Raw genomic sequence first — 15426 nt, 5'->3', positions numbered from 1 at the left:
CCACCTCGTCCGTTCGGCCTGAAACGGCCCCGCGTCACAGCATCGCCAACGGCTGCGCGTGACGCGGCGGCGCGAACAGCGCGTCCAGTTCGGCCAGCTGGCCCGGCGTGAGCGTGATATCGAGCGCGCCCATGTTCTCGCGCAGGCGGTCGCGCTGGCCAGTCTTGGGAATCGCAATGATGTCGTCCGACGCCAGCAGCCAGGCCAGCGCCGCCTGCGCGGGCGTCATGCCATGCTTCGCCGCAAAGCCCTTCAGGCCGGCGTTGCGCAGCAGCCGCGCCTGCTCGATTGGCGAATAGGCCATCACCGGCACGTTGCGTTCGCGCAACCATGGCAGCAGGTCGAACTCGATGCCGCGCCGGCTCAGGTTGTAGAGCAGCTGGTTCACCGCCACCGCATCGCCCCCCGGGGTGTCCCAGAATTCCTCCATATCGGACAGGTCCAGGTTGCTGACGCCGAAATAACGGATCTTGCCGGCCGCCTGCAACGCCTGGAATGCCTCGATCGTGTCCTCGAACGGCACGTCGCCGCGCCAGTGCAACAAATACAGGTCCAGATGGTCGGTGCCCAGCCGGCGCAGGCTGCGCTCGCACGCCGCCACCGCGCCTTTGCGGCTGGCGTTGTGCGGATAGACCTTGCTGACCAGGAAGGCGTCGTCGCGGCGGCCCGCCAGGGCCTCGCCGACCAGCGATTCGGACAGGCCTTCGCCATACATCTCGGCGGTATCGACCAGCCGCAGGCCCATGTCCAGGCCCATCTGCAGCGTGGCGATTTCCTCGGCGCGCGTGGCGCGGTGGTCGCCAATATTCCAGGTACCCATACCCAGCGCGGGCACGCGCTCGCCGCCGGGTAGCGTGACTTGTTTCATGCGATGCCTCCGGTTTCGGGAAACTTGCCCTCCACACTAGTGAACATCGCCACGCGGCACAAGCGCGCCGCCCGCACGGCACTTTTTACCTGACTGCAGCAATCAGCGTCGCGCGGGCCGCGCCAGCCATCAGCGGTGCTGGTGCCGGAATTCCTGGGTCTTGCCGCCATAGCCATAGGCGGCCGCGCGCGCGTCGATCACATGGATATAGGACACCTCGTTGACGTCGCCAATCAGCTCGGACAGCGCGGCATGCGACTGGCGCAGGTAATCGGCTTTCTCGGCCTTGGTGTTGGTCTCGTCGGTCACGCTGATGTCGAGCTGGAAGGCGTTGCGCCCCTTGTCATAGTCGGACAGCGGCTTGCCGCCAATGAACCACTGCTCGCGCGGGATGAACGTCACGGTGGTGGCAATCACGGGGGCTTCCTTGCCCAGCACGCGCTGGGTCAGTTCACCCACCACGGCCACGGCGCGGCGCGTCAGTTCGGTATCGGGATGGCCGGAAATCTGCAGGGATACGTGGGGCATGACTGGCTCCTTTCGGGTTTGGGTTTCACGTTGCGGCGCGCTTGCGGGTTGGCGTATTGGCGTGCTGCGGTGATGTCATCGTAGGCGTTACCTTGAAATCGGAAAAGCGGGAATATACGATGCCATCTATCGGAATAGCCGAAACTTCAAATCATGCGCGGATTCGAAACGGACCAGCTCCGGACCTTTGTGGCCGTGGCCGAGAGCGGCAGCCTGTCGGCCGCGGCGCCCCGGCTGTTCCTGTCGCAATCGTCGGTCAGCGAGCAGCTGCGCAAGCTGGAGGAGCGTGCCGGCGTGCCGCTGCTGACGCGCGGCAAGAAGGGCGCGGCGGTGACGCCGGCCGGGGCGCGCCTGCTGGACTATGCCCGGCGCATCCTGTCGCTGAACGAACAGGCGCTGGCCGAACTGCGCGGCCAGACGCTCGATGGCGAACTGCGGCTGGCGGTGACCGACTATTTCCGCCCCGGAGAGATCGCTGGCATGCTGCGGCGCCTGCGCGACCGCTATCCCTACCTGAAGCTGCACGTCACGGTCATGAAGAGCGCCGCCATCGAGGCGGCGGCCGAGATGGATGCGTTCGACATCGGCCTGAGCATGCGGCTGATCGGCGCACGCGGCACGGAAAAGACTTCGGGCGCCACGCGCGGCGGCACGGTGCTGCGGCGCGAGGCGCTGGCATGGGTGGCCGCACCGGAAATTTCCGAAGAACCCCAGGCTACGCTGCCGCTGGTGTTGCTGCCCGATACCTGCTCGATGCACCAGTTCGTCGTGCAGTTGCTGATGCGGCGCCGGCGCGAATTCGATATCGCGCACTCGGCCTCGGGCGTGGCTGGCCTGCATCTGGCGCTGGCCGCCGGTCTGGGCGTGTCGTGCCTCAACGCATCGGCCATCGGACCCGGCGTGACGCCGCTGGATGCAGCGGGCGTGGCCGGCTGGAAGCTGCCGGCACTGCCTTCGGCGGAGTTCTATCTATTAGCGGCGCGCCGGGGCGAGAGCGAGTTCATCGGCCAGGCGCGGCAGGCGCTGGCGGAGCAATTTGGCTGAACGGCTGAACAGCCAGATGGCGCCGATGGGGCCAGGTCGGATCGGGCGGGCCAGGGCGGCCGGGCTCAGGTCTCGCTCCACTGCCGCAGCAGGTTGTGATAGCAGCCGACCAGGCTGCGCCGCGCGCGCGCATCGGCGTTGGTCTGGTTCAGCGTCTGGATCGCGTTGTCCATGTCGAACAGCAGCGCGCGCTGGCCGTCGTCGCGGATCAGGCTCTGGATCCAGAAGAAGCTGGCCACCCGCGTGCCGCGCGTGATCGGTGTCACCTGGTGCAGGCTCGTGGCGGGGTAGACCACCATGTCGCCGGCGGCCAGCTTGATCGCGTGCACGCCGTACGTGTCTTCCACCTGCAATTCGCCGCCGTCGTAGCTGTCGGGGTCCGACAGGAACAGCGTGGCGGACACGTCGGTGCGCAGCTTGCGCCCGGTGTGCGGATGGATGCGCACGCCGCCATCGACGTGGGCGCCGAACGTCATGCCCTCGCTGTAGCGGTTGAACATTGGCGGATAGACGATGTTCGGCAGCACCGCACTAATAAATAGCGGATGGCGTTCCAGCGCGGCCAGGATCAGGTGCTGGCACTGGGCGGCCACTTCGGATCTCTCGTCGATCTGCTGGTTGAACTTGACCGGCGCGCCGGAATAGCCGGCCGACACGCGGCCGTCCACCCAGGCATCGCCGGCATGTTCCAGCTGCGCCAGCACCACGGCCACCTGTTCGGCGTTGAGAACCTTCGGAATACGAACCAGCATCGGAGACATCCGGTTGGGGCCGGGGGCAGGCCATGGCGAAACAGCCAGGCGCGGCGTGCGGCCCCGGCGGCGCTTACATGCGATAGGTGAACGACAGCATTGCGGTACGGCCCGTGCCCGGCACCGACCGGCCGCCGTCCGACTGGATCAGCGCATCGTAATACTTCTTGTCGAAGATGTTGAACAGATTCAGGCGCACGTCGTACTTGGGCTGGTGGTAGGCGATCATGCCGTCCCAGCGCACAAAGCCGCCAACCTGCACCGTATTGGTATTGTTGGCATAACGCTGTGACATGTAGAACGCCCCGCCGCCCACTTCCCAGCTTGGCAGGATGGCATAGCTGGTCCATGCCGTGGCCGTGTGCTTGGGCGTGTTGGTCGGCACCATGCCCTGCGTGCCGGCCGCGATACCGCTCTTGATCTCGGCATCCAGGTACGTATAGCCCGCGAACACCTGCCACTTGGGCGTGATGCGGCCGGTCACGCCGGCGCGGAAGCCATCCACCTGGATCTTGCCGGTCAGCGCGTACGTGGTGGCGTCGATCTGGCTGCGCGCGTTGTCCTTGGTGATGCGGAAGATGGCCGACGTCACCGACAGGTTGCCGCTCATCAGATCCCACTTGCCGCCCGCCTCGTAGGCCTTGTTTTTTTCGGGGTCCAGCGACTGCTGCCCCACCGTGCCGACCAGCTGTTCCAGCGACGGGTTGAACGACGTGCCGTAGGAAATGTAGTACGACTGCGTCTCGGTCGGCTGCCAGATGCCGCCCAGGCGCACGCTGGTGAAGTGGACGTCCTGGCTGGCGTTGGGCAGCACCGTGCTGCCGGCCGTGTTGCCGGAATTGACCGAGTTGCTGATGCTGGCGATGTACTTGTCGTAGCGCAGGCCGGCCACCGCCTTCCATTGCTTCGAGAACTCGATCGAGTCGTTGGCGTAGACGGCCACCGTGTTGGCCGAGCCGCCCTGCAGGTTGCCGGTGCGGGTGGCCACGCTGCCCGGCGAATCCCGGTACGGCGGATCGATGACCGGCGTGCAGGCCACGAAGCCGGACGTGCCCGTGGCCGGGTTCAGTGGCGTGCTGCCGCAACTGCCGTTGCGGTAGTAGTTCTGGTTGTTGTAGCCGTCGTGGCCCAGCTCCAGTCCGGTCAGCAGCGTGTGCTTGACCGGGCCCGTGTCGAACTTCGCGGTCAGCTCGGTCTGGTTGAAGATCGAGTAGTCGCGGATGTTGCGGTCATGGCTCTGCTGGCGCACGTACAGCTGCGACAGCGGCAGGTTGGTGGTGGTCAGCGCGGTAAAGGCGCCGGCCGCGTTGATCGATCCCACCGCATTCGGCGCGGTCTCGCGCGCATCGGTTTCCACATAGTTGAACGCCGTGACGTTGCGCAGGCGCAGGTTGGGCGAGAACTTGTGGTCGATGGCGCCATTCAGCGACACGATGTTCTGGCGCGTACGGTCGTTGTTGAAGCCGTAGTACGTATTGCGATCGACGTTGACCGGATGACCGTTGATGGCGGGCAGGCCGTAGTCGGGCATGTCCTCGTTGTGCTGGAGCAACGCCGACAGGGTGATCTCCGTCGAGGTGCCGATACCAAAACGCCACGACGGCGCGATGCCGAAATCCTGCACGGTCATCTCGTCGCGCGTGCTCGGCTTGCCGTCCTGGGCCATGGCCGAGATGCGGAAGGCCGAGGTGTCGCCGGTGGGCGTGTTCACATCCGCCGTGGCCCGCACCAGGCCGTTGGTAGTGACCGATCCGGTGACCTCGGTGGCGGCCTGCAACTTGGGCTTCTTGGTGACCTGGTTGATCACGCCACCCGTGGAGCCGCGCCCGAACAGCATCGACGACGGGCCCATCAGCACTTCGACCTGGTCCAGCGCGAAGGTGTCGCGGTAGTACTGGCCGCGATCGCGGAAGCCGTCCAGGTAGATGTCGGTGCGCGCCGAGAAGCCGTTCAGGTTGATGTTGTTGCCAATCTGGCCGCCCTCGGCGCCGCCGATGGTGATGCCGGGCACGTTGCGCAGCGCATCGGCCAGCGAACTGGCGCCCTGCGATTCCATCAGCGCCCGGTTCACGATCGTCACCGATTGCGGCACATCGCGCAGGTCGGCCGGCAGCTTCGACAGCTGACTGCCGATCGGGTTGAAGTCGTCGCGGGCAGCGGAGCCCTGGACCGTCACCTCACGCAGCGTCTGCGGCACGGATTCGCCATTTTGCGGCGCCGATGGGGCGGTCGATGGGGCAGGGGCTGCGGCGGGCGATGCGGGCGCCTGCTGCGCCGGCTGAGCGGCTTGCTGCGCGAAGACGGCGGGTGCGGCAAAGAGGGCCACCAGCGCGGTAGCCACAGGGGTGCGACGGAGCATTGTCAGTTCCAGTGCGCCCCGTACTGCCGGGCCCTTTACCGGCTTCACCACCGGGGCTAAATGTTCGGGCGATCGGCAATATAAATAAGAACCATTCTCGTTGCAATCGCGTTGCGTGGCGATCACAGACATGCTGCCGGCGGTCAGATGTCTGCAAAATCAAACATCGCAAACTGCGCTATGGGTGGTGTTGGGCAGTGTCGTGCACATTTCCGGCGCTATCTGTCAAATTTGACAAGGTCCGGCCGCATGCAAACGGCCCGCATGTCGCGGGCCGCGTGCAGACATAGGATCACCGGGGCCGGTGATCGCATCCAAAAAAGTTCTGGATGGGGCGTGGGCCGACCATTGGCCGGCCCATTCCCTGCCGATCAGTCGGCCGTCATGTTGGCGTTCTTGGCGATACGGCCAAGACGTTCGCGCTCCGTCTTGATGAAGGAAACGAAGCTCTCCACCGAACCGCCTGCCGGCTCGATCCCGTTCTGGATCAGGCGCTCGCGAATCTCGGGGTTCTGCATGCCGGCGCTCAGTTCGGCATTGAGCTTCTTGATGATCGCGGGATCGGTGCCCTTCGGCGCGAAGATGCCGGCCCAATGGCCGATGCGCACTTCAGGCAGGCCCTGCTCCGCGGTGGTGGGGATGTTCGGTGCGGCGGGCATGTGCTTGTCCCACGTCGCACCCAGCGCCTTGAGCTTGCCGGCCTTGATCTGCGGCAGCACCACGATCGATGCCTCTGACGTGGCGGCCACCTGGTTGCCGATCACGGCGGTGATGCTTTCCGAGCCGCTCTTGTACGGCACCACGGTCAGCTGCGCACCTTTTTCCTTAAGCATTTCTTCAACGAAATGCGGTGTGCTGCCGCTGCCGGCGGTGGCAAACGGCACGCCGCCCTGCTTCTTCGAATATTCGATCAGTTCCTTCACGTTGTTCGCCGGCAGCGACGGCGATGCCACGATGACCGACGGGCTGACCGCGATCAGGCCTACGGGCACCAGGTCGTCGGGCTGGTAGGGCATCTTCGTGCGGATCAGGCTGTTGGTGACGGTGCCCACGGCACCTACCAGGAACGTGTAGCCATCGGGCTTGCTCTTGGCCACGTAGTCGGCGCCCACGATGCCGCCGGCACCGGGACGGTTTTCGATCACCACGGGCTGGCCAATCCGTTTGCTGACGGCGTCGGCACCGGCGCGAGCCACGAGGTCATTGGCCCCGCCGGCCGTGAACGGCACGACAAACTTGATCACGTGGTTGGGCCACGCATCGGCGGCGTGGGCGGTGGTGGCCATCAGCGAGGTGGCGGCGAGCGCCAGGGCCAGCGTGCGGCCGCGAGGGGACAATGGCATGCTTGGTCTCCGGTAGTTGTTGTAAAGAGGATCGGGGGATCGATCTTACCGAACTAAGCTGTCAGTTTGCTGAATGGCGTGGGTGGCGTCGTTCTTGCTGCGCTTTTCTGTATCGCCCGTGCGCCGTTCGTGCGCCACGGGATGAGCGGCGCGCGGGCGATGGCATCAGAACGTCACTGCTGGCGCACCCACGTCTGCGTCCGGCCGATCAGGCTGATGCCGATGAAGCCGCGCACGTTGAGCTTCTTGCCGTCGTCGGCCATCGACATCTTGCACTTGTACAGCTTGCCGGTCTCGGGGTCCAGGATCTCGCCGCCGGTCCATTCGTTGTCGCCGGTCTTGCGCAATCCGGTTAGCAGCGTCATGCCGATGATGGGCTGGTCCTTGCGCGCGTCGGTGCATTTGTCGCACACCTTGGGCGGGCCTTCGGACGGCACCAGGCTCTTCACGAGCTTGCCGCTGTACACGCCATCCTTCTCGGTAATCTCGATCACGCCGCGCGGCTTGCCGGTGGCGTCGTCGATCGTTTGCCATGTGCCCGCCGGGGTGGCTTGCGCCATCGCCAGGGCACTGGCGGTGAGTGCGGCGGCGAACACGGCGGCACGGGCGGTATGGCGAAGCAGGGCGCGGGGGTCGGTCATGCGCATGAAGATCTCCAGTTCAGTGTCGCGATGGCGGATTCGCCAGTGCGCGGCGCGGGTTATGTCGGTCGGTAAGGTTGCAGCCAGCCTGCAGGTCTGACACGCAAGTCGTACACGACGTGCAGGATGCCGGCTTCCGGGTCAGCACGATTGCAACGGTCCGCAATGAACCGCGTGCCGCGCTGGCCGGCATCGGCATCGCGCGACGCCAATCTACTGGCGCGCGCCGTTCGCTGCAATCTCCCGCGTCCATTTGCGTACGCACCAGAGCGTACCGCGGCACCTCCGGCAATCGCCCGCCTGGCGGCGGCTGGCCTCGATTTTGTCCTGCAACAAGCACCGCGCGGGAAGCGTTCCCGAGACATTCCTCTAGCCGGCCCGTGGCGCAGGCGCGCCACACCCGAGCGCGCCACCGACGCCCTGACGCGCGGTCGCCCCGGTGTTCCTGGCGACGTCGGCCGACCGGCTGCGCGGCGGCGGTGACGGCATCGGTAAGAACCCGAATGCGCGCATCGTCAGCAGATCAATGATCGTGCCTGGTGGATGGTTGACCGCGCAGCAGTTTGCCGGCGGCGACCGACGCGTCGAACGATGGACATCCGATGCGCGCGGACCGATGCGACGCCGCCGCGCAAGCTGAGTCGATGGCAGCCGCACCGGTTGCCGAGACGCCGGCGGTGCACGGCGATCGCTCGGTCCGCGCGATGGCCCGACTGGCCGGCCGACGACACCACGCGCGATGCGATGCCGGGCAAGCGCGGGGCACTGCGGCCTCCAGTTCGTACGCGCGTCGACACATCATCCATCGCACGACTGATGTCAAAACGCGGGGGGCGATACGTGTCGAAGAGGGAAACCGTTGCGTAGGCGCATCACTCCTTCGTCGTGCTCGCGCAACTGTCTGATCGACGCACGCGAGGCTCACCGACACATCGACGCGACCGTCGCGCGATCGGCTTGTCGAAGGGCGCGCGCGCGTCTTGCCAAGGCACTGGCGCGTGACCGCCGGCGTCCCAGGATCGCACTGTGCGATGCCACCGGACGGCACGCTGCCGCGCCACTGCGTGTGTGTCGGAAAGCCAATATTCACGCGGGTTTCCAGTCGGCGCCGATCCATGCGAAGCGTCGCCGTGATCTCGCGCATCGGCGTGCCGTGCAGGCGGTTGGACGACGCGCGCGGAGGGTGCGAACACACGCTGCGCCGTCGCGTCGCCAGGTGTTCTTCCACCATCGAAACACACGCGTGATGGAACTTCATTTGGTGTACGCGCGTCTCGAAGAGAGAGCGTATCGATGGTGTTGTGTTCGGCGTGCGCGCGTGAATTAGATCGATTCGTTCTTGCGCGCAAGTTTTTTTGCACTTTTTTCTTAACATCATCGAGCAAACGAATTATGATTCGCCTTGACAAGAGTCTCACTTCATTGCATCGATGTGTTTGACGAAGCGGGCGTCGCAAGAAGGCAAGCAAGAAGCAACGATGACGCGATGCTTTGTCGCAGTGAATGCGGGTAGCCGAGGAGCACCAGAACTTTGACGCAGACCGGGCCGATCAGGCTTCTTACAACGCGTGCAGTCTCCTGTGGCCCAGTGACGGGATGGGCGAGCTACCCCCGTGGAATTACCGTCTGCAGTGCGCGAGGCCAAGCCCGTGCTGCAGGCCTGCTGACCGATATCTCCTCTATTCAGGCTGCGCGCCGACACGATGTGCGGCGCGGGCCGATCGAATATTCCAGGGCACGGCATGCCCCGGAAATCCGCCTGGAAGCTGGCTTTGCAGCCAGCGCGCGGATTTTGCGCTGCCGTGAAAACACCGCGGTGCGCGACACGGGTCGCGCCGGTATCCCTGCCACCGAATTCATTAGCGTGCGGTTCGAGCTGTCGTGCGCCGATGAATCGCTCGCTCGATTGGGGCATGCCTCCATGCGCCTCGGATCGGTCGGGTCGTCCATTTAGGTCATTCGATATTTCACGCTAGTGAAGGAGTTATCCATGGCAACTGCTGCAAAGAAAAAGCCGGCCGCCAAGAAGGCTGCCAAGCCGGCCGCCAAGAAGGCCGCTGTGAAGAAGGTCGCCGCCAAGAAGGCAGCGCCGGCCGCCAAGAAGGCTGCTGTGAAGAAGGTTGCTACGAAGAAGGTAGCCGCCAAGAAGGCTGCACCGGCTGCCAAGAAGGCCGCTGTGAAGAAGGTTGCCGCCAAGAAGGTCGCAACCAAGAAGGTCGCCGCCAAGAAGGCAGCACCGGCCAAGAAGGCTGCAGTGAAGAAGGTTGCCGCCAAGAAGGTTGCAACCAAGAAGGTCGCCGCCAAGAAGGCAGCACCGGCCAAGAAGGCCGCAGTGAAGAAGGTTGCCGCCAAGAAGGCCGCACCGGCCAAGAAGGCTGCTGCTGCCAAGAAGCCGGCTGCCAAGAAGGCTGCTGCCAAGCCTGCCGCGAAGAAGGCTGCTGCAAAGCCGGCTGCCAAGAAGGCCGCCGCCAAGCCGGCTGCGAAGCCTGCTGCCAAGAAGGCTGCCGCCAAGAAGCCGGCTGCCCGCAAGGCTGCCAAGCCCGCTGCTGCGCCCGCCGTTGCACCGGCAGCTGCCGCACCCGCCAAGACCGCGCTGAACCCAGCAGCGGCCTGGCCGTTCCCGACGGGCAACCGTCCGTAATTGCCTCGCCCTCGTGCGAGCGATCACAACCGGGAAACGCCTGGGCACGCATCGCGTGCCACACTGACCGGATACGCCGTATCCGGTCTGCAAGACAGCGAGTCTTGCCAACCCGCCGATGGCATCCGTGCCCGGCGGGTTTTTTATTGGCCGTGGGCGCGGCGATGGCCGCGTCAAATGAAAAACGCCGCGGCCCGAGGGCACGCGGCGTTTCTTTCTGACGGCTTGTCATGTTTCAGTGCGAGACGCGTGTCACGCCTCCTGAAGACAGCAGGCGCACCCGGTCGCCGGGGCGGAACACCTCGTCGGCTTCCTGGGTGATGGCGCGCATGTCGCCGTCTTCGAGCTGAACCGTGATCTCCAGGCCACGGCGCTGCGTGATGCGGTTCTCTGCCGCGCTGCCCGCAATGCCGCCGAGCACGGCGCCCAGCAGGCCGGCTGCCACGGAGCCCCCGCCGCTGCCAATGGTGCTGCCCGCCGCGACGCCGCCGATGGCGCCCCCGGCAAGCGTGCCGGCGCCCGTCGAGCCGCCCTGGATCATGACTTCGCGCACACCCTGGACCACGCCATAGCGCACGGTCTGCTCGCGTTGTGCCTGGCCTGGTGCGTAGACGCTGCCGGAATTGGAGTAGTTGGCACAGCCGCTGACCAGCGCCACGGTAGCCAGCACCGCGACACCGCCGATTCGAAGGATCTGATTCATCGCAACTCCCGTCTGAATGCCGCGCCCTTCGTCGTCGTCCGGTGTGCGCGGTTCACCTTTTCATCTTAGGCGTATTGGTAGCCGAACGCCGCCGCGAAGCGGCTGCCGATTTCCTCACGCGAAATCCAGTGGTTCTGAGGGCCCTGCTGGGCAATCTTGAGCGCACCCATCAGCGAGGCGAGGCGACCGGTGGTTTCCCAGTCCATGCCCTGCTCGATGCCGTAGAGCAGGCCGCCACGGAAGGCGTCGCCACAGCCGGTGGGGTCCACCACGCGCTCGGCCTGCACGGCCGGGATGGCGTACTGCTGGCCATCGGCGAAGATGCTGGCGCCACGTTCACCGTGCGTCACGATGAACGCGCGAACCTTGGCGGCCACTTCGGCGCTGGTCCAGGCGGTACGGGACAGCATGACCTGTGCTTCGTAGTCATTGACCGTCACGTAACTGGCGAGTTCAATGAACGCCCGCAGGTCCTCGCCGTTGAACAGCGGCATGGCCTGGCCCAGGTCGAAGATGAACGGAATGCCCGCGTCGGCGAACTGCTGTGCGTGGTGCAGCATGCCTTCGCGGCTGTCCGGGGCCACGATGCCCAGTGCCGGGCGCTTGCCGGCGCCCAGCGCGTCCTGCACGCTGTTGAGCTGCGACTGGCCCATGGCGCCCGGGTGGAATGCGGTGATCTGGTTGTTGTCCAGGTCGGTCGTGATCATCGCCTGCGCCGTGAACGTGTCGGGCAGCGTGCGGATATGGTCGGTGGCAATGCTCAGGTCGCGCAGGTACTGCAGGTACGGGCCGGCGTCCTGGCCCACGGTGGCCATCACGATCGGATCGCCGCCCAGCATCTTGAGCGTGTAGCCGATGTTGCCGGCGCAGCCGCCGAACTCGCGCCGCATGCCCGGAACCAGGAACGAGACGTTCAGCATGTGGATCTGGTCCGGAAGAATGTGTTCACGGAACCGGCCGTCGAACGTCATGATGGTGTCGTAGGCGACGGAACCGCAGATCAGGCTGGACATCTCTTCTCCAAATGGCCCGGCGAAGGGCCGCAACAGATACGTTAAATAATTCCGCCCGTGCATGACGGGCGGAAACGCTGGTACGACTGTGTTCTACCGCACAGATTATTTCAGTGCAGCCAGAGCAGCGTCGTAATTCGGCTCCTGCTTGATTTCCGGCACCAGCTCGCTGTACTTCACGGTGTCGTTCTCGTCGACCACCACCACGGCACGCGCGCAGACGCCGGCCAGCGGTCCGCTCTTGATATCCACGCCATAGGCGTTCTTGAAGTCGGCGCCGCGCATCGTCGACAGCGTCACGACGTTGGTCAGGCCTTCGGCGGTGCAGAAGCGGCCCATGGCGAACGGCAGGTCGGCCGAGACGGTCAGCACCACGGTGTTGGCCAGGCTGCTGGCAGCCTCGTTGAACTTGCGTGCCGACGCCTGGCAGACGGGCGTGTCCAGGCTCGGGACGATATTCAGCACCTTGCGCTTGCCTGCGAAGTCAGCCAGCGTCACGTCCTTCAGGTCCTTGCCGACCAGCGTGAAAGCCGGTGCCTTGTCGCCAGCATGGGGAAACTTGCCGCCAACTTCGATGGCGTTGCCGCCAAGGGTCACATTGCTCATGGTTGCTCCTGTCAGAAAAGTACAGCCCGCCGGCCCGGTGCATTGCCGGCCGGCGTGGCGAGGGGGGCGATGGAATTCAGGGGTAAAAGATCAGCACGCGGTAATTGGCAGCCGCCTGCTGTGTCCGGAATCGTACCCGAACCGGCAGCTCGCTGCCCGCGCGCAGGCCCGTGGCCGCGAAGCCGCGCTGGACGGGCTCCAGGTACTCGGCCGGCAGCAGCACGCGGCGCAGCAGCAGCTGGTCCTGCAGATCGGTCATGACCAGCTCGATCGCCGGCAGCGCCGTGGTGGCGCGCCCCTGGTTGCGCAGGGTGACCGCCAGCAGATAGACGTCGCTGGCCTCGTCCTGCTTCTGCAGTTGCGAACTGTCGATGCGCAGCGCCTCGAGGTCGCGCCACGGCGGCACATCGCAGCCAAACGGTGCGCAAGCCGCCTCAAGTACCGGACGCAGCACCGGCATGCTGCCGGCAATCTGGCTGCGGGCCAGGTAGACGCCCTGCAGCAGGATGCCGAGGCCCAGCACCACGGCCCCCGCGCGCATCCAGGCGCGCCGGCTGGCGGGCACCGAGACCTTCACGCCGGGCGCGCGAGACTGTTCGCGTTCGCGCGTATGGCGCAGGAAATCGGGCGCGAAGACCGGCCCGCTTGCTGCCGGGCCCGCCGATGCGGATGGCGATCCCGCCGATGCGCCGGGCCGGTTCAGCCAGTGGCGTGTGGCGGTCTCGCGTGCCACGGCATCGGGCGTGCCATCGCGCAACGTGACGCCGAGGTCGTGTTCGATGACGTCCTTGGCCTGTGCGGCCCAGGCTTCGGCCTCAGGGTCGGCCGGATCCTCGGCGCGCAGGAAGCCGCTGGCGCTGGGCACCGGATCTGCCTGCGGGAACGGTTCGGGCGTGGGCAATGCATCGGCCGGCACATGGGGCACATCCGAATCCTGCGATGCAGCCGATGCAGCCAATGCGTCCGATGCGTCCGATGCGTCCGATGCGTCCGATGCGTCCGATGCGTCCGATGCGTCCGATGCGTTCGATGTGTTCGATGCATCGGACGCGGCCCCGGCGCCTGCGTCCTCCGGCACCGCATCGGCGGCCGAAGCCGCTTCGGTGGCGGACGTCTCGGGCGTTGCGGCACCGGCTTCGTCCGTGGGCTGGCTCGACGGTGCATTGGTCGGGCGCAGCGGCGGCCAGCTGGCCTTGGCGCTGTATGCGCCGTAGGGCGGCATGCCCGACGGGTTTTTCGGCGCGAAGGCCGCAGCCGGGTCCAGCGAAGAGTGGGATGCCTGCGACGCCTGCGCGGCCGGCGATGGTGTCTGCACCGGCTCATCGTCGAACGCCGAATGGTCGAGCATCGGCCATGGCGTGGGCGGATCGGTCAGTGGGGGTTCCGCTGGCGGCGCGGTGTCGGCCGATGCGGGAGTCGATGCGTCGGACACCGGCTCACCCTCGGCCGCGGGCATTGCCGCCTCGACGGCGGGGGCCAGGTCGGGTTCGTGGCTGGCCGGGAGACCGGGTTCGACGTCGGCATCGGCGCCTTCGGCATCGGCTTCCGCAGCCGCTTCCTGACGCGCGTCGCCGGCGACCGTCGCGGCGCTCGGCGCCTGCGCCACTGCATCGGGCGGCTCCGACATCATCGTCGTTGGCGAATCGAGCGCGGGGACTTCGTAGCCCGGATCAAAGCCCGGGTCGAATGGGGCCTCGTCTTCGCGCGCGCGGGCCGTTGCCTGGGTCTGCTCGGCGTGGGCCAGCGCGGCCGCCATCGTCACGGCGGCGGCCGATGGGTTCGACGGCGCCGATGGGGCCGATGGGGCCGATGGGGCCGATGGGGCCGGCGCGGGCACCTCGATCAGGTGTTCGCGTGCATCGAAGACGGTATCGCATTGTCCGCAGCGGACCAGGCCCTGGCGCAGCCGCAGCTGATCCGCAACGAGCCGGAACGCGGTGCGGCAGGCCGGGCAGCGCGTGACGAGCTTGGCGGCGGCCATGATGACGAATCAGGAACGGTTGGCCGTCAACGGGCGCGTGCCATGCAGGCACACCCAGCCTTCCTCGCTGCGCCAGACCGACATGGCCAGCCACGGCGCGTAGGCCGCAGCCACTTCATCGGCCTGCCGTTCCAGCACGCCGGACAGCACCAGCCGGCCGCCGGGGCGCACGCGCGCCGACAGCATCGCGGCCATCAGCTTGAGCGGATTGGAAAGAATATTGGCCACCACCAGGTCGTAGGTGGCCTCGGACACCGACTCCGGCAGCGCGAAGCTGGCCTGCACCTGGTTGCGTTCGGCGTTGTAGCGCGATGCCTCGACGGCGTTCGGATCGATGTCGATGCCGATGGTCTCGCCCGCGCCGAGCTTCTTTGCCACGATGGCCAGGATGCCCGAGCCGCAGCCGTAGTCCAGCACGGTCTCGCCAGCCTGCACGTTCTGCTCCAGCCACTGCATGCACAGGCGCGTGGTCGGATGGCTGCCCGTGCCGAAGGCCAGTCCCGGATCGAGTTCCAGGATCACCGCGTCGGGCTCCGGCGCGTCGTGCCACGACGGCACGACCCAAATCTTCTCGCCCACGCGGATCGGTTCGAATTGCGACTGGGTCAGGCGAACCCAGTCCTGGTCTTCCACCGAGCGCAGCACGAACGGCGGGACGGGGTCGACCTTGAGCGCGTTCGCGGCAGCGGTCACCACCAGCGCGGGGTCGGTCTCTTCGTCGAAGAGCGCCACCACGCGCGAGCGGTTCCACGCCAGCCGCGTCGGCTCCAGCCCGGGCTCTCCAAAGAGCGGTTGCTCGTCAGGCGTATCGGCGTCGGCGTCTTCCACCGATACCGACAGCGCGCCGAGGTCGAACAATGCATCGGACCAGGCTTCAGCCTGATCCTGCGCAATTTCGATCACACATTCCTGGAATGCCACGGGTTTCCTTTTGACTGCAATGCCGG

The 15426-nt window shown here is 66.2% G+C and carries 13 protein-coding genes; 2 read left to right on the top strand and 11 right to left on the bottom strand.

The features are described 5' to 3' along the window. Nucleotides 1-34 precede the first annotated feature (34 nt). Both D9X30_RS01130 and D9X30_RS01125 read right to left on the bottom strand, forming a co-directional pair. Entirely contained in the window at nt 35-868 is an 834-nt protein-coding gene (locus D9X30_RS01130) for an aldo/keto reductase (RefSeq protein WP_153947231.1), read from the bottom strand. A gap of 129 nt (nt 869-997) precedes the next feature. Next, complete coding sequence (locus D9X30_RS01125; protein ID WP_153947232.1) at nt 998-1396, bottom strand: tautomerase family protein; 399 nt, start codon at nt 1394-1396, stop codon at nt 998-1000. Between the two features lie 153 nt (nt 1397-1549). Here D9X30_RS01125 and D9X30_RS01120 point away from each other — a divergent pair, with 153 nt between their 5' ends. Further along, nucleotides 1550-2440: a LysR family transcriptional regulator gene (locus D9X30_RS01120; RefSeq protein WP_153947233.1), complete on the top strand. Its 891-nt coding sequence runs from the start codon at nt 1550-1552 to the stop codon at nt 2438-2440. A 65-nt stretch (nt 2441-2505) separates the two neighbouring features. On the opposite strand, the gene D9X30_RS01115 is transcribed toward D9X30_RS01120, so the two are convergent. The 4 genes from D9X30_RS01115 to D9X30_RS01100 all read right to left on the bottom strand — a co-directional run bounded on the left by D9X30_RS01115 (nt 2506) and on the right by D9X30_RS01100 (nt 7541). Further along, entirely contained in the window at nt 2506-3192 is a 687-nt protein-coding gene (locus D9X30_RS01115; protein WP_153947234.1) for a Fe2+-dependent dioxygenase, read from the bottom strand. Between the two features lie 73 nt (nt 3193-3265). Next, a complete protein-coding gene (locus tag D9X30_RS01110; RefSeq protein ID WP_153947235.1) occupies nt 3266-5551 on the bottom strand; it encodes a TonB-dependent receptor in 2286 nt (761 codons plus the stop codon). 371 nt (nt 5552-5922) lie between these two features. Continuing rightward, a complete protein-coding gene (locus tag D9X30_RS01105) occupies nt 5923-6894 on the bottom strand; it encodes a Bug family tripartite tricarboxylate transporter substrate binding protein (RefSeq protein ID WP_153947236.1) in 972 nt (323 codons plus the stop codon). Between the two features lie 173 nt (nt 6895-7067). Then, a complete protein-coding gene (locus D9X30_RS01100) occupies nt 7068-7541 on the bottom strand; it encodes a DUF2147 domain-containing protein (RefSeq protein WP_153947237.1) in 474 nt (157 codons plus the stop codon). A gap of 1984 nt (nt 7542-9525) precedes the next feature. Here D9X30_RS01100 and D9X30_RS01095 point away from each other — a divergent pair. After that, nucleotides 9526-10176: a histone H1-like DNA-binding protein gene (locus tag D9X30_RS01095; RefSeq protein ID WP_153947238.1), complete on the top strand. Its 651-nt coding sequence runs from the start codon at nt 9526-9528 to the stop codon at nt 10174-10176. 235 nt (nt 10177-10411) lie between these two features. Here the strand turns inward: D9X30_RS01095 and D9X30_RS01090 are convergent, their stop codons facing one another. The 5 genes from D9X30_RS01090 to prmA all read right to left on the bottom strand — a co-directional run bounded on the left by D9X30_RS01090 (nt 10412) and on the right by prmA (nt 15400). Continuing rightward, a complete protein-coding gene (locus D9X30_RS01090) occupies nt 10412-10879 on the bottom strand; it encodes an outer membrane lipoprotein (protein WP_092601343.1) in 468 nt (155 codons plus the stop codon). 65 nt (nt 10880-10944) lie between these two features. Further along, nucleotides 10945-11892, bottom strand: a complete 948-nt coding sequence (locus D9X30_RS01085) for a carbohydrate kinase family protein (protein ID WP_153947239.1) — start codon at nt 11890-11892, stop codon at nt 10945-10947. 105 nt (nt 11893-11997) lie between these two features. Then, entirely contained in the window at nt 11998-12498 is a 501-nt protein-coding gene (gene tpx, locus D9X30_RS01080) for a thiol peroxidase (protein WP_153947240.1), read from the bottom strand. A 76-nt stretch (nt 12499-12574) separates the two neighbouring features. Beyond that, nucleotides 12575-14479 carry a DUF3426 domain-containing protein gene (locus tag D9X30_RS01075; protein WP_153947241.1) on the bottom strand — a complete coding sequence of 635 codons (1905 nt, stop codon included), beginning with the start codon at nt 14477-14479 and terminating at the stop codon, nt 12575-12577. A 9-nt stretch (nt 14480-14488) separates the two neighbouring features. Next, nucleotides 14489-15400 (bottom strand): 50S ribosomal protein L11 methyltransferase, encoded by a 912-nt coding sequence (gene prmA, locus D9X30_RS01070; protein WP_249640850.1) that lies wholly within the window; start codon nt 15398-15400, stop codon nt 14489-14491. Nucleotides 15401-15426: the final 26 nt, after the last annotated feature.

The sequence above is a fragment of the Cupriavidus sp. U2 genome, assembly GCF_009663685.2.
GTDB classification, from domain to species: domain Bacteria; phylum Pseudomonadota; class Gammaproteobacteria; order Burkholderiales; family Burkholderiaceae; genus Cupriavidus; species Cupriavidus necator_C.
The sequence above is the reverse complement of the archived record's forward strand: the minus strand, read 5'-3'. Positions and strand labels throughout refer to the sequence as shown.